Annotated in this window: 21 protein-coding genes and 1 tRNA gene; 17 read left to right on the plus strand and 5 right to left on the minus strand. The window is 71.4% G+C overall.

The window, feature by feature from the left end:
* Positions 1-13 precede the first annotated feature (13 nt).
* The 7 genes from IPI43_15895 to recR all read left to right on the plus strand — a co-directional run bounded on the left by IPI43_15895 (position 14) and on the right by recR (position 9235).
* Positions 14-1738, plus strand: a complete 1725-nt coding sequence (locus tag IPI43_15895) for a DnaJ domain-containing protein (GenBank protein MBK7775591.1) — start codon at positions 14-16, stop codon at positions 1736-1738.
* 40 nt (positions 1739-1778) lie between these two features.
* Positions 1779-3611 carry a molecular chaperone DnaK gene (gene dnaK, locus IPI43_15900; GenBank protein ID MBK7775592.1) on the plus strand — a complete coding sequence of 611 codons (1833 nt, stop codon included), beginning with the start codon at positions 1779-1781 and terminating at the stop codon, positions 3609-3611.
* Positions 3612-3642: 31 nt separating this feature from the next.
* A complete protein-coding gene (locus tag IPI43_15905) occupies positions 3643-4677 on the plus strand; it encodes a hypothetical protein (GenBank protein ID MBK7775593.1) in 1035 nt (344 codons plus the stop codon).
* 150 nt (positions 4678-4827) lie between these two features.
* Positions 4828-6078, plus strand: coding sequence for an HlyC/CorC family transporter (locus IPI43_15910; GenBank protein MBK7775594.1), 1251 nt, complete (start codon positions 4828-4830; stop codon positions 6076-6078).
* 41 nt (positions 6079-6119) lie between these two features.
* Positions 6120-8246, plus strand: coding sequence for a DNA polymerase III subunit gamma/tau (gene dnaX, locus IPI43_15915; GenBank protein ID MBK7775595.1), 2127 nt, complete (start codon positions 6120-6122; stop codon positions 8244-8246).
* Between the two features lie 64 nt (positions 8247-8310).
* Complete coding sequence (locus IPI43_15920; GenBank protein ID MBK7775596.1) at positions 8311-8631, plus strand: YbaB/EbfC family nucleoid-associated protein; 321 nt, start codon at positions 8311-8313, stop codon at positions 8629-8631.
* A 7-nt stretch (positions 8632-8638) separates the two neighbouring features.
* On the plus strand, positions 8639-9235 hold the full coding sequence (gene recR / locus IPI43_15925) for a recombination protein RecR (GenBank protein MBK7775597.1): 597 nt from the start codon (positions 8639-8641) through the stop codon (positions 9233-9235).
* 16 nt (positions 9236-9251) lie between these two features.
* Here recR and IPI43_15930 read toward each other — a convergent pair whose 3' ends face one another.
* The 3 genes from IPI43_15930 to IPI43_15940 all read right to left on the minus strand — a co-directional run bounded on the left by IPI43_15930 (position 9252) and on the right by IPI43_15940 (position 13368).
* Positions 9252-11579 (minus strand): hypothetical protein, encoded by a 2328-nt coding sequence (locus tag IPI43_15930; protein ID MBK7775598.1) that lies wholly within the window; start codon positions 11577-11579, stop codon positions 9252-9254.
* Between the two features lie 128 nt (positions 11580-11707).
* Positions 11708-12703, minus strand: a complete 996-nt coding sequence (locus IPI43_15935; protein MBK7775599.1) for a fatty acid desaturase — start codon at positions 12701-12703, stop codon at positions 11708-11710.
* Entirely contained in the window at positions 12697-13368 is a 672-nt protein-coding gene (locus IPI43_15940) for an SDR family oxidoreductase (GenBank protein MBK7775600.1), read from the minus strand. The genes IPI43_15935 and IPI43_15940 overlap by 7 nt, the downstream gene beginning before the upstream one ends.
* 57 nt (positions 13369-13425) lie before the next feature.
* On the opposite strand from IPI43_15940, the gene IPI43_15945 reads away from it, so the two are divergent.
* The 5 genes from IPI43_15945 (at position 13426) to aroC (ending at position 17203) form a co-directional block, all read left to right on the plus strand.
* Positions 13426-14211: a hypothetical protein gene (locus tag IPI43_15945; protein ID MBK7775601.1), complete on the plus strand. Its 786-nt coding sequence runs from the start codon at positions 13426-13428 to the stop codon at positions 14209-14211.
* Positions 14212-14283: 72 nt separating this feature from the next.
* A complete protein-coding gene (locus IPI43_15950) occupies positions 14284-14949 on the plus strand; it encodes a hypothetical protein (GenBank protein MBK7775602.1) in 666 nt (221 codons plus the stop codon).
* A 25-nt stretch (positions 14950-14974) separates the two neighbouring features.
* Positions 14975-15223, plus strand: a complete 249-nt coding sequence (locus IPI43_15955; protein ID MBK7775603.1) for a hypothetical protein — start codon at positions 14975-14977, stop codon at positions 15221-15223.
* Positions 15224-15265: 42 nt separating this feature from the next.
* On the plus strand, positions 15266-16096 hold the full coding sequence (locus tag IPI43_15960) for a chlorite dismutase family protein (GenBank protein ID MBK7775604.1): 831 nt from the start codon (positions 15266-15268) through the stop codon (positions 16094-16096).
* Positions 16097-17203, plus strand: a complete 1107-nt coding sequence (aroC, locus tag IPI43_15965) for a chorismate synthase (GenBank protein ID MBK7775605.1) — start codon at positions 16097-16099, stop codon at positions 17201-17203. It begins immediately after the preceding gene.
* 22 nt (positions 17204-17225) lie between these two features.
* Here aroC and IPI43_15970 read toward each other — a convergent pair whose 3' ends face one another.
* Positions 17226-17486 carry a hypothetical protein gene (locus IPI43_15970; protein MBK7775606.1) on the minus strand — a complete coding sequence of 87 codons (261 nt, stop codon included), beginning with the start codon at positions 17484-17486 and terminating at the stop codon, positions 17226-17228.
* Between the two features lie 72 nt (positions 17487-17558).
* Here IPI43_15970 and IPI43_15975 point away from each other — a divergent pair, with 72 nt between their 5' ends.
* The 5 genes from IPI43_15975 to IPI43_15995 all read left to right on the plus strand — a co-directional run bounded on the left by IPI43_15975 (position 17559) and on the right by IPI43_15995 (position 22483).
* Entirely contained in the window at positions 17559-18452 is an 894-nt protein-coding gene (locus IPI43_15975) for a hypothetical protein (GenBank protein MBK7775607.1), read from the plus strand.
* Positions 18449-19528, plus strand: coding sequence for a hypothetical protein (locus tag IPI43_15980; protein MBK7775608.1), 1080 nt, complete (start codon positions 18449-18451; stop codon positions 19526-19528). The genes IPI43_15975 and IPI43_15980 overlap by 4 nt, the downstream gene beginning before the upstream one ends.
* Before the next feature lie 124 nt (positions 19529-19652).
* The gene (locus IPI43_15985; protein MBK7775609.1) at positions 19653-21887 is read left to right on the plus strand and encodes a tetratricopeptide repeat protein; all 2235 of its coding nucleotides are present in this window, start codon (positions 19653-19655) and stop codon (positions 21885-21887) included.
* A gap of 92 nt (positions 21888-21979) precedes the next feature.
* Positions 21980-22387: an aspartate 1-decarboxylase gene (locus tag IPI43_15990; protein ID MBK7775610.1), complete on the plus strand. Its 408-nt coding sequence runs from the start codon at positions 21980-21982 to the stop codon at positions 22385-22387.
* A 13-nt stretch (positions 22388-22400) separates the two neighbouring features.
* Positions 22401-22483: transfer RNA gene (locus IPI43_15995), tRNA-Leu, on the plus strand.
* Between the two features lie 71 nt (positions 22484-22554).
* Here the strand turns inward: IPI43_15995 and IPI43_16000 are convergent.
* Positions 22555-22791 (minus strand): hypothetical protein, encoded by a 237-nt coding sequence (locus tag IPI43_16000; GenBank protein ID MBK7775611.1) that lies wholly within the window; start codon positions 22789-22791, stop codon positions 22555-22557.
* Positions 22792-23126: the final 335 nt, after the last annotated feature.

Genomic DNA, 23126 nt, shown 5'->3' on the forward strand with positions numbered 1-23126 from the left:
CCACCGGGCACCCATGTCATTGGCTGGCGACGAAATTCCAGAGCTGACCGAGGGAGTGGACGCTCGCAAGCTCCCGCTCTCTGCCGTCGAGGGGTTCGTCTTCTCCCGCGTGGACGGATCTTCCACCGCCAAGGACATCGCCGACTCCACGGGGATTGGCGAAGACATCGCGCTCGCGGCGCTAGAGCGGCTCGTCTCACTGGGGGCCGTGCGGCTGAAGCAGGCAGCTGCTCCCGCGCCCACTCCCCCTCGGGACTCCCGGCCTCCCAGCAAGCGCTTTGGCAAGCCTGCGGTGAAGGCCCCGCAGCGCGTGCACACCATTCCGCCGCCCAGCGGCACGCCGCGTCGCCTCTACGACCCCCAGGAGCTCGAAGAGGAGGTCGCCATCGACGACACCCGCAAACGGCGCGTGCTCGATGTCTTCTATCGACTTGGTTCGGGCAACCATTACGAGCTGCTGGAGATTGGGCGCGACGCCTCCAAGGAGGAGATCCGCGAGGCGTACTTCTCGCTGTCGAAGGAGTTCCACCCCGACACCGCGTTCGGCAAGGAACTCGGCACCTACAAGTCGAAGATGGAGAAGATCTTCACGGCGGCGACGGGGGCCTATGACGTGCTCTCTCGCCGCGCCCGCAAGACGGAGTACGACGCGACGCTGCCGCCACCGGGACCCGAAGAGGCCGAGTGGCGCTCCCGGCGTGTAGCGCGCCCTGCGCCAGCGGCGCCCCGGGTGCCGGTGCCGCCCCTCGTGCCCGACAGCGTCCGCGAAGCGCCACCCCCGAGCACGAGCGCGAGCTTGCCCGAAGCGGCTCCGGCCCGTCCCCGCGTCGCCCCGCCGGTGCCCATCCCACCCGCGCCCGTCCCGCCCATAGCGGCCCCCGCTCCCATAGCGGCCCCCGCGCCCTTGCCGCCCGCCACCCCTGGGCAACGCCCTGCCGTCGGGCGCCCCATCAGCGTGGCTCCCCCTGCCGGGCCGCCCCCTGCGCCAGCCCCTTCGCCGGCCACTTCCTCCATTCCGCCCTCGCCCGAGCAGCTCAAGCGGCAGCAGGACCTGCTCCGCATGCGGCTGGCGGGCGGTCGGCCGCGCCAGGACCCGAGCGGGCCTCCCGACGCGCCCAGTCCCAGCAGCCCCGCGCCGGGCACCGGGTCGGAGCCCGGTGTCGCCCGTGCGGATGTCCTGCGCGGCCTGGCTGGGAGCCTGCGTGACGCGTCCAACGTCACTGGCAGTGGGCAGTCCCTCCGCCGCCATCTGGCTGCCGCCGCCGAAGCGGAGCAGCAGGGCAACTTGAAGGGGGCGCTGGCAGCCCTGCGCCTCGCCATTGCCCTCGTTCCCGACGACCAGCGGGTCCTCCAGCAGCTCGGGCGCCTCGAGGCTCTTCGCTCGGCCGAGGAAGCCCCCGTGTTCGAGCAGCGGGCCGTCGCCGAAGAAAAAGCAGGGCAATGGGCGTCCGCGGCGCTGTCCTGGCTGCGGGTGGTGGAGGGCCGCCCGAGTGACGTCAACGCGGCGGCGCGCTGCGCCAACGCCCTGCTGGAGGGGAACCTGGACCTCAAGAAAGCCCGCGATCTGGCCCAGCGAGCCGTGGATGCGGACCCCAACAAGGTCACCTCGCGCACTCTCCTGGCCCGCATCTACGTCGCCGCTGGGATGCGCTCCAATGCCAAGCGTGAGCTGGAGGCTGCTACAAAGCTGGACCCTGAGAACGAGATCGTGAAGAATCTCCTCCGTGAGCTTGGCTGATCGTCCGTCCCCGGGACGCGCCTAGGCTCTCAGGAGATCCATGGATAAGGTCATCGGAATCGATCTCGGCACCTTCAACTCTTGCGTCGCAGTGGTCGAGAACGGAACGCCCGTCGTGGTGGCCAACCGCGGCGGCTACAAGGTGACCCCCTCGATGGTGGCCGTGACGGAGGGCGGCAAGCGGCTCGTCGGCCACATCGCCAAGCGGCAGGCCGTCACCAACGCCGAGAACACGGTCTACGCCGCCAAGCGGTTGATCGGGCGCAAGTTCGCCTCGCCGCAGGTGGAGTCCACGGCGAAGAACGCTCCCTACACCATCTTGCCGGGGCCCAACGGCGACTGCCGCATCAAGCTGCGCGACAAGCTCTACAGCATCCCGGAGGTCAGCGCGATGATCCTCCAGGAAATGAAGATGATCGCCGAGGACTACCTGGGCCACGAGGTCCAGAAGGCCGTGGTGACCGTCCCCGCATACTTCAATGACGGGCAGCGTCAGGCCACCAAGGACGCGGGCCAGATCTCCGGGCTCGACGTGATCCGGATCATCAACGAGCCCACGGCCGCGGCACTCGCGTACGGATTCGGCAAGAACATCGACCGCACCGTGGCGGTCTACGACCTGGGCGGCGGCACGTTCGACATCTCCATCCTCGAGATCTCCAGCAACGGTGTCTTCAAGGTCATCAGCACCGCGGGCGACACCTTCCTCGGCGGCGAAGACTTCGACCAGCGCATCATCGACTGGCTGGTGGAGGGCTTCCTCGAGGAGCACGGCATCGACCTGCGCCGCGACCGCATGGCTCTCCAGCGCCTCAAGGACGCCGCCGAGAAGGCCAAGTGCGAGCTCAGCTCGCTCGTCGAGACCGAGGTGAACCTGCCGTTCATCATCTCGAGCGCGCGCAACGAGGCGCTGCATCTCCAGCGCTTGCTCACGCGCTCGCAGCTCGAAGAGCTCACGCGTGACCTCGCGGACCGCACCATCGAGATCTGCGAGATGACGCTCCGCGAGGCCGGCCTCGAGCGCGACGAGATCGAAGACGTCATCCTCGTGGGCGGCATGACCCGCATGCCCGCCATCCAGCGCGTGGTCACCGAGTTCTTCGAGCGCGAGCCCTGCAAGGGCGTCCACCCGGACGAGGTCGTGGGCCTGGGCGCCTCCATCCAGGGCGCAGCGCTCGTGGCCGAAGACGGCGAGATGGACATGGTCCTCTTGGACGTCACGCCACACACGCTGGGCATCATGGTCGTCGGCGGGTACTTCGAGGAGCTCATCCCGCAGAACACCACCGTCCCCACGGCGCGCTCGAAGCCGTTCACCACCGTGCGCGACAACCAGACCGCCGTGAAGATCCTGGTGCTCCAGGGTGAGTCGCGGCGCGCCGAAGAGAACGAGCTGCTGGGCGAGTTCGTGCTCACCGGCTTGCGTCGGGCGCCCGCCGGCGAGGTGGAGGTGGACGTCACCTTCGAGATCAACGCCGACGGCATCGTGAGCGTGCACGCGCGCGACATCGAGACCGGCAAGGAGCAGTCCATCACCGTCACCGCCACCAGCGGCCTGACGAAGGAGGAGGTCTCCAACATGATGGACCACGCTCAGGAGTACGCGGTCGCTCGGCGCACCGACGAAGCCTCCGAGAAGGCCAAGCAGGAAGCCGAGACGCTCATCGCCGAGATCGAGGGGCTCTTCCCCGAGGTGCAGGCCGTGGTGGCTGGGAGCGACTTCGGGCGCGACGCCATCGAGAAGGCCCGCGCCGTCGTGGCGCGCGCTCGGGAGCTGATGGAGCGCGGCGACTCCGCGGCGCTGACCGAGCAGATCGACGCCCTCAACCGCACCCGCCGCATGTTCAAGGGGGTTGTCGGCAAGTCCGCCTGAACTGGGCGACGGCTCGCCGCGGAACAGTCCCATGGCCGACCCACCTCGTGACGACAAGAAGACGCGGCCGCCGGGCAGACGGCGTCAACCGTCCACGCCCGCGCCTGCGGTCGAGTCCCCAGCGAGGCGCTACGTCCCGCCAGCCCCCGGCGGCATAGCGTTGCGAGACGCAGCGCCGGGGCAGCCAGTGGACCGCTCGCGTGCCGTCACGCTCGACGAGAGCGTGGAGTTCGCGCGGGGCGATGCGCTCGGGCAGCGCGAGCGCGGCCGGGTCACCATCAATTTCAGCGGCCCTCCCCTGGAGCTCCCAGGGATCCCCAGCGCGCCGCCGTCCCCGGCGCTTCCCGCCAGCGACACGGCCCGGCATGCGCCCATTGCTCCGGCCCGTGCCAGTGCCAGTGCCAGTGCGCCGGCGCAGGACAAGCCCGAGGATGCCAGCGATGACCACGATGCGTGGGTGAGGGAGCGAAAGCGCCGGAGCACCCTGCCGCCCATCGCGGGCATGGCGATGGCCCCAGGGGGAACTCTTCGTCCAGGGTCCGCCGCCGCGCCCGCACTCCAGCACAAGTGGGTCTCCGCCCATCAGGCCCCGCTGCGGGCCGACAACGCCTCGCCCCTGCCCATGGGGCTGCCCGAGATGGACGGCGGCGCCCTCACGCTGGTGGACCGCAGTCGCCCCTCCGAGCCGGCCCTGGACCTCATGGCCGAGGTGCGTGCCCGCTATGCGCTGGACGACCTCACGGGCGCGCTCAAGATGGCCGAACTCCTGTTGGGGGCAGACGCCCACAACGCCGAAGCCAAGCAGTTTGCCAGCACGTGTCGCCAGCGCCTCGAGCTGCTCTACACGTCCCAGGTGGGTCCTCTCGATGCCACCCCCCGCGTGGACGTCCCCGACACCGACATCCGCTGGCTGGGGCTCGACCACCGCGCCGGGTTCTTGCTCTCCCGTGTGGACGGCTTCACCACGCTCGAAGAGCTGCTGGACCTCAGCGGCATGCCGCGGCTCGAGGCGCTCAAGACGGTGCTCAGCCTGGTGGACGCCGGGGCCATCGTGATACCGCGCTGACGGCCGAGACCTTCCCCGTGGCTGCTTGCGACGCCGAATCTTCACGGCTAGCCTAGAAGCTCTGCTCACGCTCAGGGAGCGGAGCGAGCCGTGCACCTGGCTGGCGACGACCGAGTTTTGGACGACCCTCCTCAAAGTCTCTTCGCCCTCGTGGCGGTCACCCTCGCGGGTGTCGCGTTCTCTGCTGCTAGCGCGGGCCTGGGTGCCCTCGGTGAGGCACGCTTGCACGCCATCGCCGAGGAGGACGACACGCGCGGACGCGCTGCGCAAGAGGTCATCGCGCGCTTGCCACAGCTGCGGGCGCGGCTGGTCGTCGGGCGCTTCACGTCCATCGTGGCCATGAGCGTCTTGGCGCTCGTCGCCGCGGGGGACACCGCGTCGGCCATCACCTGGCTCATCCCCACGGCCATCGTCTACGGGCTGCTGGCGGACCTCACGTCGTCGGTCGTGCGCCGTCGCGCCGCGCGGGTGGCCCTGCCGCTCATTCGCTTGATGCGTCCGCTCGAGCTGTTGATGGCGCCCATCGCGCTGCCCATGGTCATGCTGCGCTCGCTGACCGAGCGCTGGGTGGAGACCGCCGCCGAGGAGAACCCCGCGCAAATCACGGCGCTCGCGGTGGAGCACATGATCGACGCCGGCGAGGAGCAGGGCTCCATCGAGGAGGGCCACGCCGAGATGCTGCGCAGCCTGCTCGACTTCCGCGATACGGTGACCCGCGAGGTGATGGTGCCGCGGCCGCGGGTGGTGGCCTTCTCGCTGTCCACCGCGATAGACGAGCTGCTCGCTGGCGTGGTCGAGTCGGGCCACAGCCGCTACCCCGTCTACGGCGATGGGCCCGATCAGGTCGAGGGCGTGCTGTACGCGAAGGACCTCTTTCAAGCCGTGCGGACCGTGAAGGACCCGGCCACGCTCGAGCTCCACAACCTGATCCGCAAGCCGGCCTTCATGGTGAGCGACGAAGCCAAGATCGTGGACGTGCTGCGCGAGATGCAGGCGCGGCGCTCGCACCTCGCCATCGTGAAGGACGAGTTCGGCGCCACGTCGGGCGTCATCACGCTCGAGGACATCCTCGAGGAGATCGTGGGCGAGATCCAGGACGAGTACGACGACGACGAAGACGTGGCGCGCATCTCCGAGGTCACCCCGGGCCAGTACAACGTGGACGGGGCCATGCTGGTGGACGACCTCGAGACCGAGCTCGACGCCACGCTGCGCGAGGGGACGTCGTCCGACACCATCGGGGGCTTGGTGGTGGAGCTCGCCGGCCGCGTGCCGGTGGTGGGTGACGTGGTGCAGGTGGGCGAGTTCGACCTCACCGTCATGGAGGTCGACGGCCGCCGTGTGAGCCTGCTGCAGCTGTCGCCGCGCACGGCCCCGGCGGAACGCGAAGCCGCCGGCTGAGGCGAGACGGCGTCGCTGGCGCCTGCTACCCTCCGCCCTCCATGTCCTACACCGTCTTCGCTCGAAAGTACCGCCCGCAGACCTTCGAGGATCTGGTCGGTCAGGAGCACGTCGCGCGAACGCTGCGCAACGCCATCGCCACGGACCGCGTGGCCCACGCCTTCCTGTTCACGGGGGTGCGCGGGGTGGGTAAGACCACCAGCGCGCGCCTCCTCGCGAAGTGCCTGTGCTGCGAGAAGGGCCCCACGGCCACGCCCTGCAACGTGTGCCCACCTTGCGTGGACATCACGGCCAGCGTCGACGTGGACGTGCAGGAGATCGACGGGGCGTCCAACAACGGCGTGGACGACGTGCGCCGCTTGCAAGAGTCGCTGCCGTATCGCCCGCAGCGTGACCGCTACAAGATCGTGATCGTGGACGAGGTCCACATGCTCTCCACCGGAGCCTTCAACGCCTTCCTGAAGACGCTGGAAGAGCCGCCGCCGCACGTGAAGTTCATCTTCGCCACGACCGAGAGCCACAAGGTGCCGGTCACCATCCGTTCGCGCTGTCAGCGCTACGACTTCAGGCTCATCCCGCAGGCGGTGGTGGCCCAGGCCGTGCGCAAGATCCTGGCGGCGGAGGGCGTGGAAGCGGACGACGCGGCGGTGGCCCTGGTGGCCAACGAAGCCGCTGGCTCCATGCGTGACGCCCTCACGCTGCTGGATCAGATCGTGGCCTTCGGCGGCGGCAAGCTGCTCGGCAAAGAGGTCGCCGAGACGCTGGGCATCGCCGCGCGCGAGTCGCTGTTCGGCGTGGTGGAGGCCGCGCTCATGGGGGACGGCGCCGCGGTGCTCCGTGCGCTCGCCACCCTGGGGGAGCAGGGCGTGGACACCGGGCACCTCAGCCGCCAGCTAGTGCAGCTGCTGCGCGACTTGGTGGTGCTGCGGGTGGCGCAGGGCGCCGACGACTTGGTGGACTTCGTGGACGAAGAGCGCGAGCGCGCGCGTGAGCTGGCCGAGAAGGTCTCCGCGCTGGAGCTGCAGCGCGTGTTCGCGGCCGTGTCCAAGCTGGTGGATGATGTGGCGGCCTCCAGCCAGCCCATGCGCGTGCTGGAGATGGGCCTCGTGCGCGTGGCCACGCGGCCGCCCCTCGAAGACGTGGCCACGCTGCTGGCGCGCCTCGGCGCCGTGCAGAAGTCGCTCGCGGACTGGGACGGCGGTGGACGTGGGCCGCTGGGTGGCGGGGCCGGGCCTGACGCAGGCCGTGGTGGGTCAGCGGAGCCACGCGGAGCGAGCGGGACGCGCCGCGCGGATGGGCCGCCCCGCGCTGCGCACGAAGAGGCTCACCCGGCATTGCCGGTGCCGGCTGGGGACGCGTTGCCCACGGGCGCCACTCACCGAGACGTGTCCAGCCCAGCGGTGCATGCGGTTGCTCCGCCGCGGGAGCCCGCCCCCGTGGCCGCGCCATCGGAGCCCGCAGCGGGCGCACAGGCGCCCCAGCTGTCCACGGCCCGTCAGGAACCAACGGGTCAGGCGGCCCCTCAGGCTGCCCCGCACGCGCCCTCGGCGGCGCCCACTCCGGCTGCGGCGCCCCGCCGCTCGGCTCTCGCCGCCGCGCTGGCGTACGCCGAGCGCAGCAGCGAGCGTCCGGCCGCGCCGGCTCCTGCCCACGACCACGTGGACACCCCGGCGCAAGCTCCCGCAGACGTCCCTCAATCCGGCGCGGAGCTCGCCCCACCTCGCCCGGAGGGGCCGGCAGCCGTCACGCCGCCGCAAGGGACCCTGCGGAGGTCCTCGTTCCTCGAGTGGGAGCAGCTGGTCAGCCGCATCGAGTACGCCTCCCCCGCGCTCGCCGGGGCCCTCGAAGAGGCCGTGCCGCGCCTGGTCAACGCCGACCGCATCGTCTTGGCGTTCGTCAGCGAGTTCACCCAGTCGCTGGTGCAGCAGGGGCAGGCCATCCTCCTGGCGGCGGCCGAGGACCACTTCAAGACCCGCCCGCAGCTCAGCTTCGAGCGGCTGGGCCACGGCGATGGTGGCGCCCAATCGCTGGCCACCGTGAGCGCCACGCGGCGCGATGCGGCAAAGAACAAGCGAAAACACGAGGCGCTGGCCCACCCGATGGTGCTAGAAGCCTTCGATATTTTCCCGGACGCGCGCGGAAAAGCGGTCGTTCGGTTCGAGGCGTGAGCGTGAGCCACGCCCCATCCACGGTCTGCCAGAGCAGCAGCGAGTCAACACGAGGTAGAGCGACATGAAGTTTCGCGGTGGAATGAACGAGCTCATGCGGCAGGCAAGCCGCATGCAACGCAAGATCGAGAAGCGGCGCGAGGAGCTCGCGCTCGAGGAGTTCGAAGCCGGCGCCGGCAACGACCAGGTCAAGGCGGTGGCCACGGGCAACGCCGAGATCGTCCGCATCACCATCGACCCGGCGCTCTTGAAGGAAGAGGGCCTCGAGATGGTGCAGGACCTGGTGGTGGCCGCGTGCAACGCGGCGCTCACCAAGGCCCGCGAGCACGTGGACGGCGAGCTCGAGACGGTCACCGGCGGGCTCAAGATCCCCGGCATGACCTGAGCCACCCGTGGCCGAGCCCGATCCCATCGCCGAGCTCATTCGCCTCTTCGCCCGCTTGCCCGGCATCGGCGAGCGGAGCGCAGGGCGCTTGGTGTTCCACTTGCTGGCGGGGGATCCGGGCTACACCGACGCGCTGGGTGGCGCCCTCAGCGCGCTGCACCGGCGTGTGCGGCGCTGCGTGGAGTGCGGCAACTTCGGCGCGGCCGAGCGCTGCGCCATCTGCGAAGACCCGCGCCGCGACGACGGGGTCATCTGCGTGGTGGCGCGCGTCCCGGACCTGCACGCCATCGAGCGCAGCGGGAGCTTCCGCGGGCGCTACCACGTGTTGCACCGGCTGCTGGCGCCGCTCGACGGAGTGGGCCCGGCCGATCTCCCGCTCGATGCGCTGGTGGAGCGCGTGCGGCGTCACGGCACGCGTGAGGTCATCGTGGCCACACCGCTCAACGTGGAGGGCGAGGCCACGGCGCTCTTCGTGGCCCAGGTCCTGGCGTCCGAGGGCGTGGCGGTGAGCCGCATCGCCAGCGGCATGCCTCATGGTGGCGAGCTGGAGTTCACGGACCAGGTCACGCTGGGGCGTGCGTTGTCCGGGCGGCGGACGGTCTAGGCCTGCGTGAAGCGCCTCAAGGCGTGAGGCTGAACTCCCGCAGCAGCGCAGGGCTCTCGAGACCCGCCGTCAGCGGCTCGAGCGGTGCGCTCAGCAGTGGCCCGGCGCGTCGGAACCGAAAGCCTGGCACGAGCTCCGCCGAGCCCGTGTACGCCCCTGCCGTGTTGCTGAGGAACAGCAGCGGAACGCCTCCCCGGTCGAGCAGGTTCAGCACCGTCTCGCCACGCGGGGTGCGCAGCGTCAACTGCACGCCGCGCACCATGAGCAGCGCGTCGCCGTCTCCGCGCACGCGCACGCGGTCCGAGTCGAGGCACGTGCCGAACGCCCGCGACTCCTGCGTGGCTACCGCGAGCACCGTCAGCGCGCCGGCGCGACAGACGGCCAAGAAGCGCTCGAGCGGGTCACTGCCCAGCACACGCGCGTCGCCGAGCGGCAGCAAGCTGGCCTGACCGTCCACGACCCTCACGAACGCGGTGGCGTCCCCGTGGCGGATGACGGGCAGGGGCAAGCGCGGGTCCGGAGTAAAGAGGTCTCCCTCGTACATCTCCGGGACCGGCGCGCCGTCGAAGGCGGCCAGCGTCGCGCCCGTGCGCGCCTCGATCACGTCTGTGCGCGTTCCGTCGCTGATCAGGAACACCGAGCGCGTGGGTGTCGGCGGGACGTAGCGCGTGGGGACCACCTCCTGGTCCACCGGCACACTCCCGTCGAACGCGTAGAGCGTGATGCGGCCCTCGCTCTCTACGGCGAGCATGGTGTCGTAGAGCGTGTGCCGCGTGGCGCGATGGCGCAGCACGAGGGTCGTGGCCGTGCTCGCCCTCTCTGCACCCTCGATGAGACGGACCGACGTGCCGCTCGAGTGCGCGTAGGCCACCACGCGGCCGTTCTCGGAGATGGCCACGGGCGAGCGGTAGGGGGCGACGCCGGCCGCGATGGGCGTGGTGGTTCCCTGTTCGATGTCGAGCACGCGCACGACGGACGACTGGTCCTGCACGATGACGAAACGCCCCACCTGGGTCTCGCTGCGCACCTCCCACCGCTCGCTGCGCTGGCGCTCGAGGTCGCAGAACGTGGAGCGCGTACCGAGGCTGGTGGTTCCGCTCGGCGAGACCATCACGTCCGCCGGTCCTTCGCACACGGCCGGCGCGAGCCCGCTCGACCCCACGGTGTGGACGAAGCCGCGCCCCATCACGAAGACGGCGCCCGACGTGAGGAACCCATAGGCCCAGGGAGAGGGCGCTCGGACGACGTCCGTTGGCGCGATGACGAAGCGGGGCATCGACCCCCGCGCGACCCACGCCACGGAGATGCCGTTCGCCGTGATGGCGCTGTCCGGTCCCACGAGCGACACCGGCCGGATGAACTCGCCTTCGAAGAGATGGCGCAGCGCGCCCGCGGTTCCGAACAGCGCCCCCTCGCTGGGCAGGCCGGGGCCGAACGAGCGCAGCTCGCTCTCGGGCGACTGTCCCACCACGCCAGCACAGCCGGGCAACACCGCGTAGGTGCCGAAGCCCCGGGTGTCCGCCTCGTGCACGAACGTGAGATCCGTCGCGCGGTACAGGCGCACACGGTACGTCTCCGAGATGGGCATGGACAGGCAGCTGCCGTCGTACGCCTCGTCCGGGCTCCCTATCGACACCCCGTGATGCTCATCCGGCGGTATGAGCCCGAGCCGGCTGCCGTCCCGCGTGGAGCGCAGCTCGATGCCATCGGCGGTGCTGAGCAGCAGCGCGTTCGACCGTCGCAGCACGGACGGAAGGGTCGTGGTCCCGAGCCGTGCGCGGGGATCCAGAGTCTCGGCGTCCAGCAGCGAGACGTCGGCGCGACCTCCACCCGGCGCGACTTCGGCCAGGACGACGGTCTGCCGATCCAGGCTGAACTCGGCGCGCGGGTACCCCACGTAGCTGCGGGTTGCGAGCACGCGTCGAGTGCCGCCCTCCTCCAGACTCAGCGTGTACGCGCCCTCTTGGCCACCCACCACGAGGCGGGGCTCGTCGCCGGGATGGTCCTGGTCGTTCCCGCCCCTCACCAGGTACATGCGGTCGTCTTGCAGCGACCACAAGAACGCCGTGTGCTCGTACGAGCTCATGGGGGTCAACATCAGGAGGGTGCCCGACGCGTCGTGTGCGATGGCCACGTCCGCCCGCGGCCATGGGCGACGCCAGGCCCGCACGGCCCCGGTGGCCAGGTCGTGCACGGCCACCACGCCACCGGACTCCGTGATGAAGTGCGCCCAGCCGGGCTCGGCCAGCAGCGTGCGAATGGGCGAGTCGTGTGGGGCCTGGAACACCACCTCGCCCTGGGCAACCAGGGGAGGGGCAGGCGGCTCGGCGAGGACCCCTTCCACGGCAGAGGGAGGCGGCACCGCCGGCGCAGTCGCGCACCCGACCAACCACAAGCACAGCAGGCATCGTCGCATGGCCCCGAGACGATACGCTCCCCGCCCCGCGATGGCGACAGCCCCCGGACGACCCCCTACTGCGAGGCGGCGCTGACGAGCTGCGTGGACTCGGCGCTGAGCCCGCCCAGGTTGCCGGCCAGCTGCTGCCACGGGCTCGGGTTGATCATGTCGCGGAACACGCTGGCCGGCACGATGGACCGAAGGTCCCGCTGATAGCGCGGCAGGTCGTACCAAGGCACGCAGAAGTTCAGGTGGTGCTCGAAGTGCAGCGTGATGTTGAACGGCATGAGCAAGCGCCGCCCGAAGAACAGCGTGGTCCGGGAGCGGAAGAACGGGTCCTTCTCGTCGGCCAGCGCGCCACCGTGCTCGAGCGCGCCCTTCACCAGGTTCCAGGCGCTCAGCACGTGGATGCCGAAGAAGCCTGCCAGCGCCACGGGCCCGCCCAGGTAGACGGCGCTGAGCGTGAGCCCCGTTGCCCAGATCACCACGAACGCCACCAGCACGCCCTTGCTGCTGGACGACTTGCCGCCTGCCCGCTTGGTGCGGAACACCATGCGCTCGAGGAACAGCCAGCCCGGGATGAACACGTTCATGGCCACGCCCTTGGCCAGCTTGCGGCCGATGCCGGTGTTGAACTGCTGCGGGTCGTTGACCTCGAGCGGGCGCACGTGGTGCTCGAGGTGCCCGCGCTCCCAGTGCTTGCCGTAGTGCACCGCGAAGACCGTGGCCACCATCCACCCCGGGACGCGGTTGATCCACGTGTGCAGCGTGCGGTTCTCGGCCACCAGGTACATGGCGTGCGAGGCCTCGTGCACCACCAGGATGAAGAGCGAGAAGTAGAGCCAGCCGAACACGACGGAAGCGATGGGCACGTAGACCCACGGGTTCATGACCGTGCCCGCCCACAGCGTGAGGCCCAGCCCTGCCAGCAGCGCCGCCGTGCACACCAGGTTGATGGTGTTGTGCGCGAGCGCGCCCTTGGTGCGGAAGTGATAGGGCTGCCCGGCGCGAATGGCCTCGTAGATGAACGCCGGATGTCGCCCGGCGTGACCGTGGCCCGTGTTCACCACGGCAGCCGCTCCCCGTTGGCGTGGCGGAAGACCCCGCTCTCGGCCGGGCTCAGCTCGTCGATGCGCAACAGCAACAGGCGGGCGCTCTCGTCGGCGTCGATGAGGCCCGTGTTGCCCGTCATGCGCGTGCGCACGTAGCCCGGGTGGTAGATGCCCACGGCCACCTTGCGTGGCGCGAGGTCGATGGCCAGCGACTTGCCCGCCGCGTTGAGGGCCGCCTTGCTCATGCGGTAGCCGTAGTGCGAGCCGCTGTCGTTGTCCGCGATGGAGCCCATGCGGCTGGTGAGCAGCGCGACCTTGCCACCCTCGGGGATCTGCCCCGCGAAGGCCGCGACCAGGCGCAGCGGCGCGAGCGCGTTGACCTCGAACTGCGCCCGCACGGAGTCCACGTCGAGCGCGCTCAGCGTGTTGCGCTCGAGCAGGCCGGCCACCACCACCAGCAGGTCCACCGGCTGCCCGGCGAGCGCGCTCTCGGCCACCGCGAGCCCAGCGTCGCTGGTCACGTCGATGTCGGCATGCACTTCTGCCGCGAGCGCGGCGAGCTCGGGGGTGGCGCTGCGGCACACCACGCTGACCCGCCATGACGGAGCGCTGCGCGCCAGGAGCTGCCGAACGAGCTCGAGGCCGATGCCACGGTTTCCACCAACCACCAGTGCGTGAGGCATGCGGGTATGATTGCGGTGCTGGCAGCGGATGTCGACTGGACGCTACACTGCCGCCCCATGGAGCCCACCGTGCCGACTCCGCGCTCCCGGGCGCGCATCTGGGGAAAGCGCTTGGGGCTGGGGCTCCTGGGCTTCTTGCTGGTCAGCGCCATGTTGGGCGTGGTGGCCGGCCTGGTGCTCGACCAGCCTCGCCCCGTGGGGACCCCCGGGCCCGAGGCCGAGGCGCTGGCCCGGCGCATGGAGGCCGCGGTGCGTGCCGACCGCTGGGCCGAGACGGGCGCGATCGAGTGGACCTTCTTCGTGAACCACCACCTGTGGGACAAAGAGCGCGGCTTCGTGGAGGTGCGCCAGCGTGACCTGCGGGTGCTGCTCCGCACCAGCGACCAGACGGGCGTGGCCTTCCGCGGTGGCGAGGCCCTGCATGGCGAGGAGCTGCGCGAGGCCCTCGAGAGCGCCTGGGGCTACTTCTGCAACGACTCGTTCTGGCTCAACCCCTTGGTCAAGCTCTTCGACCCGGGCACCACGCGCTCCATCGTGCAGGTGGACGGCCGCGACGCGTTGCTGGTGGAGTACTCGTCCGGCGGCGTGACCCCGGGCGACGCCTACCTGTGGCTGGTCGACGACGACGGCACCCCGAACGAGTGGCGGATGTGGGTGAGCGTTCTGCCCATCGGCGGCGTCCCCACGCCCTGGGGTGGGTTCGTGACGCTGCCCACGGGGGCCCGCGTTGCCACGGAGCATGGGGAGGGGCTCCTGGGCTTCCGCCTCGAGGACGTGCGGGGCGCGGCCACGCTGACCGACCTGGTCGGCGCCGAGGATCCCTTCGCCGCGTTGGTGCGTTGAGCCAGCTCAACGCGCGAGCGCGCCGAGAAAAGCCTTCGCCCCGCGCCCCGCTTGGCGACATAATGCTCTCGCATGAACGCGCCCACTCGCCTCCGCAGCCTGCTCGTCACGCGGCTGCTGGTCTCCGCATGGCTGGCGACGCTCGCGTTCCCCGCGGGGCCCGCCAGCGCCCGGGTGATGGCCCCCGACCCCGTGGTGGTCGTGGTGGAGTCCGAGTTCCGGCGCACCGACGCGGCGGCTGTGCGCGAGGCCATCGCGGCGGCGCTCGGCGCCCCGGTGCTGCGCCTGACCGACCCGGGCGCCAACCGCGCTCGCGGGACGCTCTCCATCGTGTTCGAGGCCGACGGTCGCCACGCCCACATCTACTTCCGCCGCACCTCGGGTGACCAGGCGGCCGTGCTGGTGGAGGTGGTGGCCGGCCGGGGGGCCGACGCCGAGGGCCGCTGGATCGCCGAGCCGGCCGCAGCAGCCGTGCGCACGCTGGACCGCTGGGGCGACATGACCCCCGCCAGCGAGGTGCTGGACCCGTGGCTGCTCGAGCGCGTGCAGCCGTCCGCGCCAGGCGAGATCCACATGCTGCCGGACCTCGCGGACCCGTTCGAGGGCGAGCCCGCGCGCGACATCAACATCGCGGTGGACCGCTACTACTACGGCAGCGAAGTGCTGAACCCCTGGGCGCACTCCAGCAACCCCGAGTCGGCCGAGCGGCTCGCGGCCCCGCGCCCTGCGGCCCGCTGAGCACGCAGAGAGAGTTGACTCCGCCATGCAGTCTGCCATCGGCCTGACCCTGGTCCCGGACGAAGACCTCGAGACGTTCATCCGCTTCGTCTATCAAGGGCACATCCCGTTCCCGCTCGAGCGCCGGCGCCTCATGGAGCTGGGCCTCAATTGCCTCGCCGATCACGCGAGCGGCATCGTGGGCTTGGACGAGCGTGCGGTGCGCGCCGTGGTGGTCGCGGTCCTCGCCGAGCGGCGGCGCGCGCGGGGCGACGCCCGGGCCAAAGCGCGCTGAAGAGGACTACCGTCCCGACCGATGCGGGCTATGCTCGCCGGGATGTCCGACCCCGACAGCTTCAACCCGTCCCTCCGCCCTCCTGCCGCCGAGCCGGGTCGCCCGCGTGAGGCGGCGCTGCCCAACATCGACGTGTTCGAGAAGGGCGCCAGCATCGACGGAGTGCCGCAGACCATGGACCGGCGGCTCTACATGCAGCTGCTGGTGTTCCACGCGCGCGAGGGGGCCGACCTTGCGCAGCTGACCATGCTGCTGTCCTCGGCGCTCGCGGGCTGTGGCGTCGGGGCGGTGGTCTACGAGGACGTCAACGACCCGCGCGGCCTGGCCGTGCTCACCTACAGCGAAGACGCCACGCAGTTCGTGACCCACGTGCGCCCTGCGCTCGCTCAGTCGCAGCTCTCGGCGCTCACCCTGCGGCCCGAGTTCACCATGCTGGGCCGCACTTACAGCAGCGGCTACGAGCAGGACCTGGGCCACTGGATCCTGGACCGCCCGCGGCACACCGTGCAGCACGACGGCTGGGACTGGGCCGTGTGGTATCCGCTGCGCCGCAGCGGCGCGTTCGAGCTGCTTCCCGGTCGCGAGAAGGGTGAGATCCTGCGCGAGCACGCCACCATCGGTCGCGCTTACGGCGGCGCCGACCTGGCCCATGACGTGCGCCTCGCGTGCCACGGCCTCGACACCAACGACAACGAGTTCGTGATCGGCCTGGTGGGCAAGACGCTGCACCCGCTCTCGCACGTGGTGCAGACCATGCGCGGCACCAAGCAGACCTCCACGTACATCTCGCAGATGGGGCCCTTCTTCGTGGGGCACGTCTGCGCGCGTCATCCGCTCGCGGGCGACCTCGCGCCCCAGGCTTCGGAGGGCTGAGTGGCGGGCAACAGCTTCGGCCAGGCGTTCCGCATCACCACGGCTGGCGAGAGCCACGGGCCGGGCAATGTCGTCATCGTGGATGGCTGCCCGCCGGGCATCCCGCTCAGCGTAGACGACCTGTTGGTGGACCTCGACCGGCGCAAGCCGGGTCAGAGCAAGATCGTCACGCAGCGCAAGGAGTCGGACACCCCCGAGATCCTGGCGGGCGTGTTCGAGGGCCTCACCACGGGCACGTCCATCGCCATCCTGGTGCGCAATGAGGACCAGCGCAGCCGGGACTACTCGGACATCGCGGACCTCTATCGCCCCGGCCACGCCGACTTCACGTTCGACGCCAAGTACGGCGCGCGTGACTACCGCGGTGGCGGGCGCAGCAGCGCGCGCGAGACGGTGGCCCGTGTGGCGGCTGGGGTCATCGCCAAGAAGCTCATCGCGCGCGCGTTCGGCGGCGAGGTGCTGGGCTACGTGGTGCAGGTGGGTGACCTGGTGGCCCAGGTGGACCCGGACACGGTCACGCTCGACGCGGTGGAGCAGCTGCCCGACGGCAGCCCCAACATCACGCGCTGCCCCGACGCTGCAGTGAGTGCCCAGATGGTGGAGCTCATCCAGGCGGTCCGCAAAGACCAAGACAGCATCGGCGGCGTGGCCGAGGTCGTGGCGCGCAACGTGCCCGCGGGCCTCGGCGAGCCCGCCTTCGGCAAGCTCAAGGCCGACCTCGGCGCGGCGCTGTTCTCGCTGCCGGCGGTGCTGGGCGTGGAGTACGGCATCGGCTTCCGCGCGGCCACCATGCGCGGCTCCGAAAACAACGACACCTTCGTGCGCGAGGGAGACGTCACGCGCACCCGCACCAACCGCCACGGCGGCATGCTGGGCGGCATCAGTAGCGGCATGCCCATCGTGCTGCGGGCGGTGGTGAAGCCCACTAGCAGCCTCTCGCGCGAGCAGGAGACGGTGCGGCGCGACGGCCAGGCCGCCACCATCGCCACGCGCGGCCGCCATGACCCGTGTCTGCTGCCGCGCTTCGTGCCCATGGCCGAGGCCATGGTGGCCATCGTGCTGGCGGACCACTGGCTGCGTCACCAGGGCCAGACGCGCGCGTTCTAGCCAGCCCGCGCAGTGGCGCTTGTCAGCCCCAGTAGCGCCAGGCCACCACGCCCAGCACCAACGCGAAGAGCACCCACAAGAGGGCGCCGTCGATCCAGGTCTTCTGGGCGGGCCGCTCGGCGCCGATGGCGCGTTTGAAGCCGCCCACCATGCCGGACATCATCCCGTTCACGCCTTCGATGGGCTCGTCCGCCCGCTCGGGTGCGCTGACGGGGGTGGCCGCGTGGTGCCTCGCTTCGCGCTTCTTCGGTGTACCGGACTTCTTCGGGCGGCTCTTTCCCATGGGCCCACCGTACCAAGTCTGGGCGCGTGATGCAGCGCGCATTCCGGCTCAGCCTGCTACATTGGCGGCGAGATGAGCGGCAGCACACCACGGGCCCCATGGGCCATCCTCGCGGGGTCGCTGGCCCTCGCGCTGCTGGGGCCGGCGGTCGTGCACCCGGCCCGTGCCGTGGCCGGTGACTTCTGGGACGAGGTGCGGCAGCCGGGGCACTCCGCCTACCGCGCGCATGTCCGCCGCGCGGAGACGGCCTTGTCGGCGCGCCGCACGGCCGACGCGCTCGACGCCACGGCGGCCGCCATCCAGGCGCTGCCCAACGAGCCCGAGGCTCACGCGCTGCGCGCCATCGCGCTGGCGGAGAGCGGCGACGTGCCGGGCATGACCAGCGAGGCCACGCTGGCGCTCTCGCTGAACGAAGCCGTGTATGACGACCCGGTGTGGGGCGCGCGCGTGGCGCTGCTGCTGGCCACCGGGGGGGAGCACGCGCTCGCGGCACGCGTGCTGCGGCGCACGCTCGCCACCATGGCGCCCACGCACATGCGCCGGCAGCTCTACACCCTGCTGGGCGACGTGGCGCAGTCGCTCGGGCCCGACCACCTGGACGAGGCGGCGCGTGCCTACCGCGTGGCGCTGAAGAGCGGCCCGGCCGACTCGCGCACCATCTTGGGCCTGGGCCTCGCGCTGCATCGCCGCGGGCAGCACGCCGAGGCCCAGCTGCTGCTGCGTCGCGCCGTGGCGCCCGGCCCGGTGGACCAGCTCATCGCGGGGCTGCCCGTGCCTCGCTCGGAGCGAGCGTCGCGCACCGCCCTGGTGGCCGAGGTGGGGGGCGATGCGGCGGCGGCCCGCGCGGCCTATGCCGAGGCCCAAGAGGGCACGGTGTTCCCAGAGTGGCTCACGGCCGCTCGCGCTCGCGTGGAAGGCACCCCGAGCCCCGCGCCGGCACGGGGTCCACGGCGGGGCCCGCGATGATCCGGAAGCGGTCGCGCTGCGCTGGGGCGGTGGTGTTCGTTGCGCTGGCGCTCGGGGCCCTGGGCACGCCAGCGGCCGCCCAGCGCCAGCCCAGCCGCGCGCAGGTCACGGTCAGCGACTTCTGGCGCGAGGTGCAGACACCGGGCGTGCGGCGCGCCAGCACGCTGCTGCGGCACGGCCTCCGGCAGCTGACCCAGGCGCTCCGCAGCGATGACCCGTCGCAGCGCGAGGCCGCTCTCGGGGGCGCCGTGGCGCGCCTGCGCCGTGCTCACGAGCGGGCTCCGGCAGACCTCGACGTGCTGTACTTCCTCGCGTTCGCCAGCTCGCAGCGCCAACTGGTGCAACGTCAGCCGGACGCGGGCGCGGCCATCCGCGAGGCCATCGCGCTGTACGAGCAGCTCCGCGCGCTGGACGAGGACTACGAGGCGGAGTCCGTGGCCTTCGAGCTGGGCCTCTTGTACACGCGCCTGCGCCAGTACGGGCGCGCCGTAGACGAGTACGAGCGCGGCATCCTCCGGGCGTTCGACCCGCGCTCCACGGTGTCGGCGCACGCCAACATGGCCGAGGTCATCATGCTCAACGGTGACGCCGCGCTGGCGCTCCGCCACTACGAGCGCGCCGCCGAGATCGCGCGCCAGTACAGCGGCGACTCGCTGAGCCTGGCGCTGGCGCTGTGGGGCAGCGCCGTGGCCAGCGACCGGTTGGGGGAGGGCAGCGCGGCGGTCGAGCGCGCGGGCGCCGCGCTGAACGCCAGCGGTGGGACCATGGCCCTCCTGCGCACCAACGGCGTCTTCTTCGAGCCCGAGAGCGAGATCCACTGGTACGAGGGCCTCGGCGCGCTGGCCATGGCCGAGACCGCGGGCGACCACGAGGAGCGGCTCACCGCGCTGCGGCGCGCGCTGCGGTCGTTCCAGACCTACCTGGCCGAGGTGGAGACGCCGGCCACCTGGGACCGGGTCGTCGAGGCGCGTGTGCGCCGCATCGAAGAGCAGCTGGCCACGCTGACGGCCGAGGCACCTGCTGGGCGGAACACGCGCCCGTCCACCACGAGGCCACGTGCGGGCGCGCGGCCGTGAGCACGCGCCACTCACGGGTGCTGCTGCCGCACCGCGGGCCGCTCCGCCGAGCGTGAGGCGTGTCTCCCCCTCGGGGGGCGTAAGCGACCAAGGCGCTTCTGCGTTGACGGGTCGAGGTCTCTGCATGCGCCTTTCTTCTTCGCTGCCCCGCGCCGCGCTCCCGAGCGTGTTTCTCTGGCTGACCCTGCTGGCGTGCGGTGCCCCCGACCCCGAGGCGGAGCGTCCCGAGGCGCTCGCCGACGAGCCTCCTGCCGCGCCGGCAGCGGCGCCACTCGTGTCCGCGCGCCCCGACGCGGGCGTCTCGCTGCCACGCCCCCCAGGTGCCCTCGGCCCGTCGCACGTGGAGGTGCACGGCAGCGTGCCGCTCTCGCCCGACGCCCTGGCCGAGTTCATGCGCACCGAGGACTGCGCGGCCTGCCACCAGGAGATCGCGGCCTCGTGGGCCAGCAGCGCACACGCCCGCTCCAGCTTCGACAACCCGTTCTACCGCGCCTCCATCGAGCGCTTCCGGGCGGCGCGCGGCGAAGAAGCCAGCCGCTTCTGCGCGGGATGCCACGACCCGGCGCTGCTGCTTTCCGGCGTCATCGACCAGCCCACCATCCCGGCCGACGAGCGCGCCAGCGCGGGCATCCCCTGCCGGCTCTGCCACGGGGTGACCGAGGCGCGCGCCGACGGCAACGGCAGCTACGTGTGGAGCGCCGAGCCCATCCCCCTGCCCGACCCGGCCGACCCTGTGCAGGTGGCCGCCCACCGCGCGCGCGTGGGCACCGACGTGCTGCGCAGCACGGTGCTGTGTGGCTCGTGTCATCGCTCGTTCGCGGGCCACGAGATTGGCAGTCCGCACCACTTCAACGGCATCGACGACCTGGGCGCGTTCGGTACGTCGGCGTTCGGCGGGGCCCACGGCGACAGCCTCGAGGCCGACGTCGAGCCCAGCACCTGCCGGGGCTGTCACATGCAGCGCGAGCCCGCCACGCACGACATGGCGGCCGACAACGGCAGCGTGCCGTCGCACCGCTTCGCCGGCGCACACCTGAGCCTGACCACCGATCCGGCGCAGCACGCGGCCGTCCGGGCGCGCCTGCAGGACGTGGTGCGCATCGACATTCCAGCGGGCAGCGTGGATGGGCGGCGCCGCCTGCCGCTCGAGGGCTCTCCGGCGCGCTCGGGCTCGCGCGTCACGCTGGACGTGGTCATCCGCAACCTGGGCGTGGGTCACCGCTTTCCGGGTGGCACCCGCGACCTCCAGGACACCTTCGTGGAGCTGCGCATCGTGGACGCCTCGGGCGCGCTGGTGGCGGAGGCCGGCACGCAGCACGCCGAGAGCGGCGACGACCCCACCGCCTTCGGGCTGCGCGCCGTGCCGCTGGACGCGCAGGCCCTCCCGGAAGAGCTGCACGACGTGCACGACTTCGTGGTGGCAGGCTTCGACCGCTCGCTCGCCGCGCGCGACGCCACGGTGGTGCGCTACGAGGTCACGCTGCCCGAGCTGAGCCGCGCGGCCTGGCCCCTGCGGGTGGAGGCGCTGCTGCGCCACCGGCGGCACCCCATGGAGTTCTCGCGCATCGCCTGCGAGGCGTCGCGCACCGAGGCCGGGCAGGCGTTCCGCGCCCTCTCGCCAGATGGCGTGGACCCGTGCACGCCCGAGCCCATCACCAACCTCGCGCGGGCCGTGGTGTTCTTCGGTGCGGGCAGCACCGCGCGAGCGGGGGAGGGCGGCGCCACCGCGCCCCTCGCCGAGCGCTTCTTCGACCACGCTCTCGGGCTGTCCCGCGAGCTGCAAGAGCACTTGGACGACGCGCGCGCCAGCCTGGACGCGGCTCAACGGGCCTTGGGTGCCGCAGGCAACCCGCGAAGGCGCGCGGCCATCCATCTGCTGCGGGCACGGGTGGCCGGCGCTCAGGGCCGCACAGACGAAGCCCTGCGTGAGGCGGCCAGCGCCGAGCGCCTGTCGCCCGACCACCCCGCCACGCACCGCTCGCGCGGACGGGCGCTGGCGCAGGTCTGGCGCTGGCCCGAGGCCGCCGCTGCGTTTGGGGAGGTGGTGCGGCTCTCGCCAGGCGACACCATCGCGCTCCGCGAGTGGACCCGCGCGCTCGGCAGCGCTCGGCAGGATGAGCAGGCCGTGCTGGCCAGCCGACAAGGCCTCGCCCGCGCCCCGCGCGACGCCGACATGCTCCGCACGCAGGCGCTCTCCCTGCCGGACGGACACGCCCACGCGCGAGAGGCGCGCGATGCATCGCTGACCTACCGGGTGCCCGACGAGGCGCCGCACATGCTGCGCACCTGCGAGGAGGCAGACCCCACCTGCGCCCGCGACCGCTTGCCCGTCCCGCGGGTGGTCATGCGGCGGCCTTGAATCTCGCCCCTTGCGGGCGCGTCCCACGACCGCTACTGTACTCGCACCGGGTGTACCCAAGAGGACGCCACGGTCATCAGAAAGGAACGCAGATGCGCCGACGCATGTTTCTCGGGAAGATCCACCGGGCCACCGTGACGCACGCCGATCTCGACTACGAAGGTAGCGTGACGGTGGACGAGCGGCTGCTGGAGGCCGCCGGTATCCTCGAGCACGAGGAGGTCCACATCTGGAACGTCACGCGCGGCACGCGCCTGGCCACCTACGCGCTGCGTGGCCCTCGTGACTCCGGCGTCATCTGCGTCAACGGCGCAGCCGCCCACCTCATGCGCCCCGGCGACATCGCCATCATCGCCACGTTCGGCGAGATGACCGACGAAGAGGCGCGCGAGCACACGCCCAAGGTCGTCCTGGTGGACGCTCAGAACCGCATGACCGACATGGCCAAGGAGCGCCCGGGCCCCATGATGCCGCGTCACATCGACGAGCTCGCCAACTGACCACCACGTCTCCGCCGGGATGGCGAAACGGCAGACGCAGGCGACTTAAAATCGCTCGATGGTGACATCTTGCGGGTTCGAGTCCCGCTCCCGGCACCGCCGGCGCTCTCCTCACGGAGGCGCTGGCGTTTTGCTTTCTGGGGCCCCGAGGGGGAGCTTGCGGGCTTTCAGGCCACGGCGCTGTGCGCGGCCGGCGCCTCGTCCACGAAGCGGCGGCGCTCACGGCTCACCAGCTGCAACAGCTCGGCCTGGTCCACCAGGCCCGTGTCCAGCAGCGCCCGCATGTAGCCGTCGGCGTAGCCGTGGGCGCGGGCCAGGTCGGCGTAGCGGCCACCCTCGAAGCGCGCCTGCAACATGTCTCGAAGCATCCCGCGAAGCGTGTCCTTGAGCTCGTCTGTCGTCATGGCGGACCTCCTGTCGCGCATCAACCTATTGGCGCGTTCCCCACTGCTGCCTGAAGTCGGGCGCCGCTGTCAAAAAAGCGGCTAGTACCTCGTCGCGGTGATGCTGACTGGTCCACGCTGCCGCACGTGGGCGTTGTCGTGAACGTTGTCGGCGGGCGACTCATCACAAGTCGGTCAGTGGTCACCGAGGCCAGTCGGGGCGGGTCGGCTCTCCGGGACGGGCCGGCGTTTCTGGACTTTGGGCTCCGGGTTGACCCGGGGCAGCCACTCCCGCCGCCTGGCCAACTCCTGCCCCAGCAGGGGAGGTTCGGAGCGAGGCCAAGGTCCGCCCCCGG

The sequence above is a fragment of the Sandaracinaceae bacterium genome (genome assembly GCA_016706685.1).
Lineage (GTDB): Bacteria > Myxococcota_A > Polyangia > Polyangiales > Houyiibacteriaceae > JADJJE01.

Excerpts from the sequence above, each read along its gene's own strand:
- IPI43_15940 (MBK7775600.1), bottom strand. The coding sequence starts at position 13,368 with ATGCCTCACGCACTGGTGGTTGGTGGAAACCGTGGCATCGGCCTCGAG.
- dnaK (MBK7775592.1), top strand. The coding sequence starts at position 1,779 with ATGGATAAGGTCATCGGAATCGATCTCGGCACCTTCAACTCTTGCGTC.
- IPI43_15895 (MBK7775591.1), top strand. The coding sequence starts at position 14 with ATGTCATTGGCTGGCGACGAAATTCCAGAGCTGACCGAGGGAGTGGAC.
- IPI43_15920 (MBK7775596.1), top strand. The coding sequence starts at position 8,311 with ATGAAGTTTCGCGGTGGAATGAACGAGCTCATGCGGCAGGCAAGCCGC.
- IPI43_15905 (MBK7775593.1), top strand. The coding sequence starts at position 3,643 with ATGGCCGACCCACCTCGTGACGACAAGAAGACGCGGCCGCCGGGCAGA.
- dnaX (MBK7775595.1), top strand. The coding sequence starts at position 6,120 with ATGTCCTACACCGTCTTCGCTCGAAAGTACCGCCCGCAGACCTTCGAG.
- IPI43_16000 (MBK7775611.1), bottom strand. The coding sequence starts at position 22,791 with ATGACGACAGACGAGCTCAAGGACACGCTTCGCGGGATGCTTCGAGAC.
- IPI43_15985 (MBK7775609.1), top strand. The coding sequence starts at position 19,653 with ATGCGCCTTTCTTCTTCGCTGCCCCGCGCCGCGCTCCCGAGCGTGTTT.
- IPI43_15970 (MBK7775606.1), bottom strand. The coding sequence starts at position 17,486 with ATGGGAAAGAGCCGCCCGAAGAAGTCCGGTACACCGAAGAAGCGCGAA.
- IPI43_15945 (MBK7775601.1), top strand. The coding sequence starts at position 13,426 with ATGGAGCCCACCGTGCCGACTCCGCGCTCCCGGGCGCGCATCTGGGGA.
- IPI43_15955 (MBK7775603.1), top strand. The coding sequence starts at position 14,975 with ATGCAGTCTGCCATCGGCCTGACCCTGGTCCCGGACGAAGACCTCGAG.
- IPI43_15975 (MBK7775607.1), top strand. The coding sequence starts at position 17,559 with ATGAGCGGCAGCACACCACGGGCCCCATGGGCCATCCTCGCGGGGTCG.
- IPI43_15950 (MBK7775602.1), top strand. The coding sequence starts at position 14,284 with ATGAACGCGCCCACTCGCCTCCGCAGCCTGCTCGTCACGCGGCTGCTG.
- IPI43_15960 (MBK7775604.1), top strand. The coding sequence starts at position 15,266 with ATGTCCGACCCCGACAGCTTCAACCCGTCCCTCCGCCCTCCTGCCGCC.
- IPI43_15980 (MBK7775608.1), top strand. The coding sequence starts at position 18,449 with ATGATCCGGAAGCGGTCGCGCTGCGCTGGGGCGGTGGTGTTCGTTGCG.
- IPI43_15990 (MBK7775610.1), top strand. The coding sequence starts at position 21,980 with ATGCGCCGACGCATGTTTCTCGGGAAGATCCACCGGGCCACCGTGACG.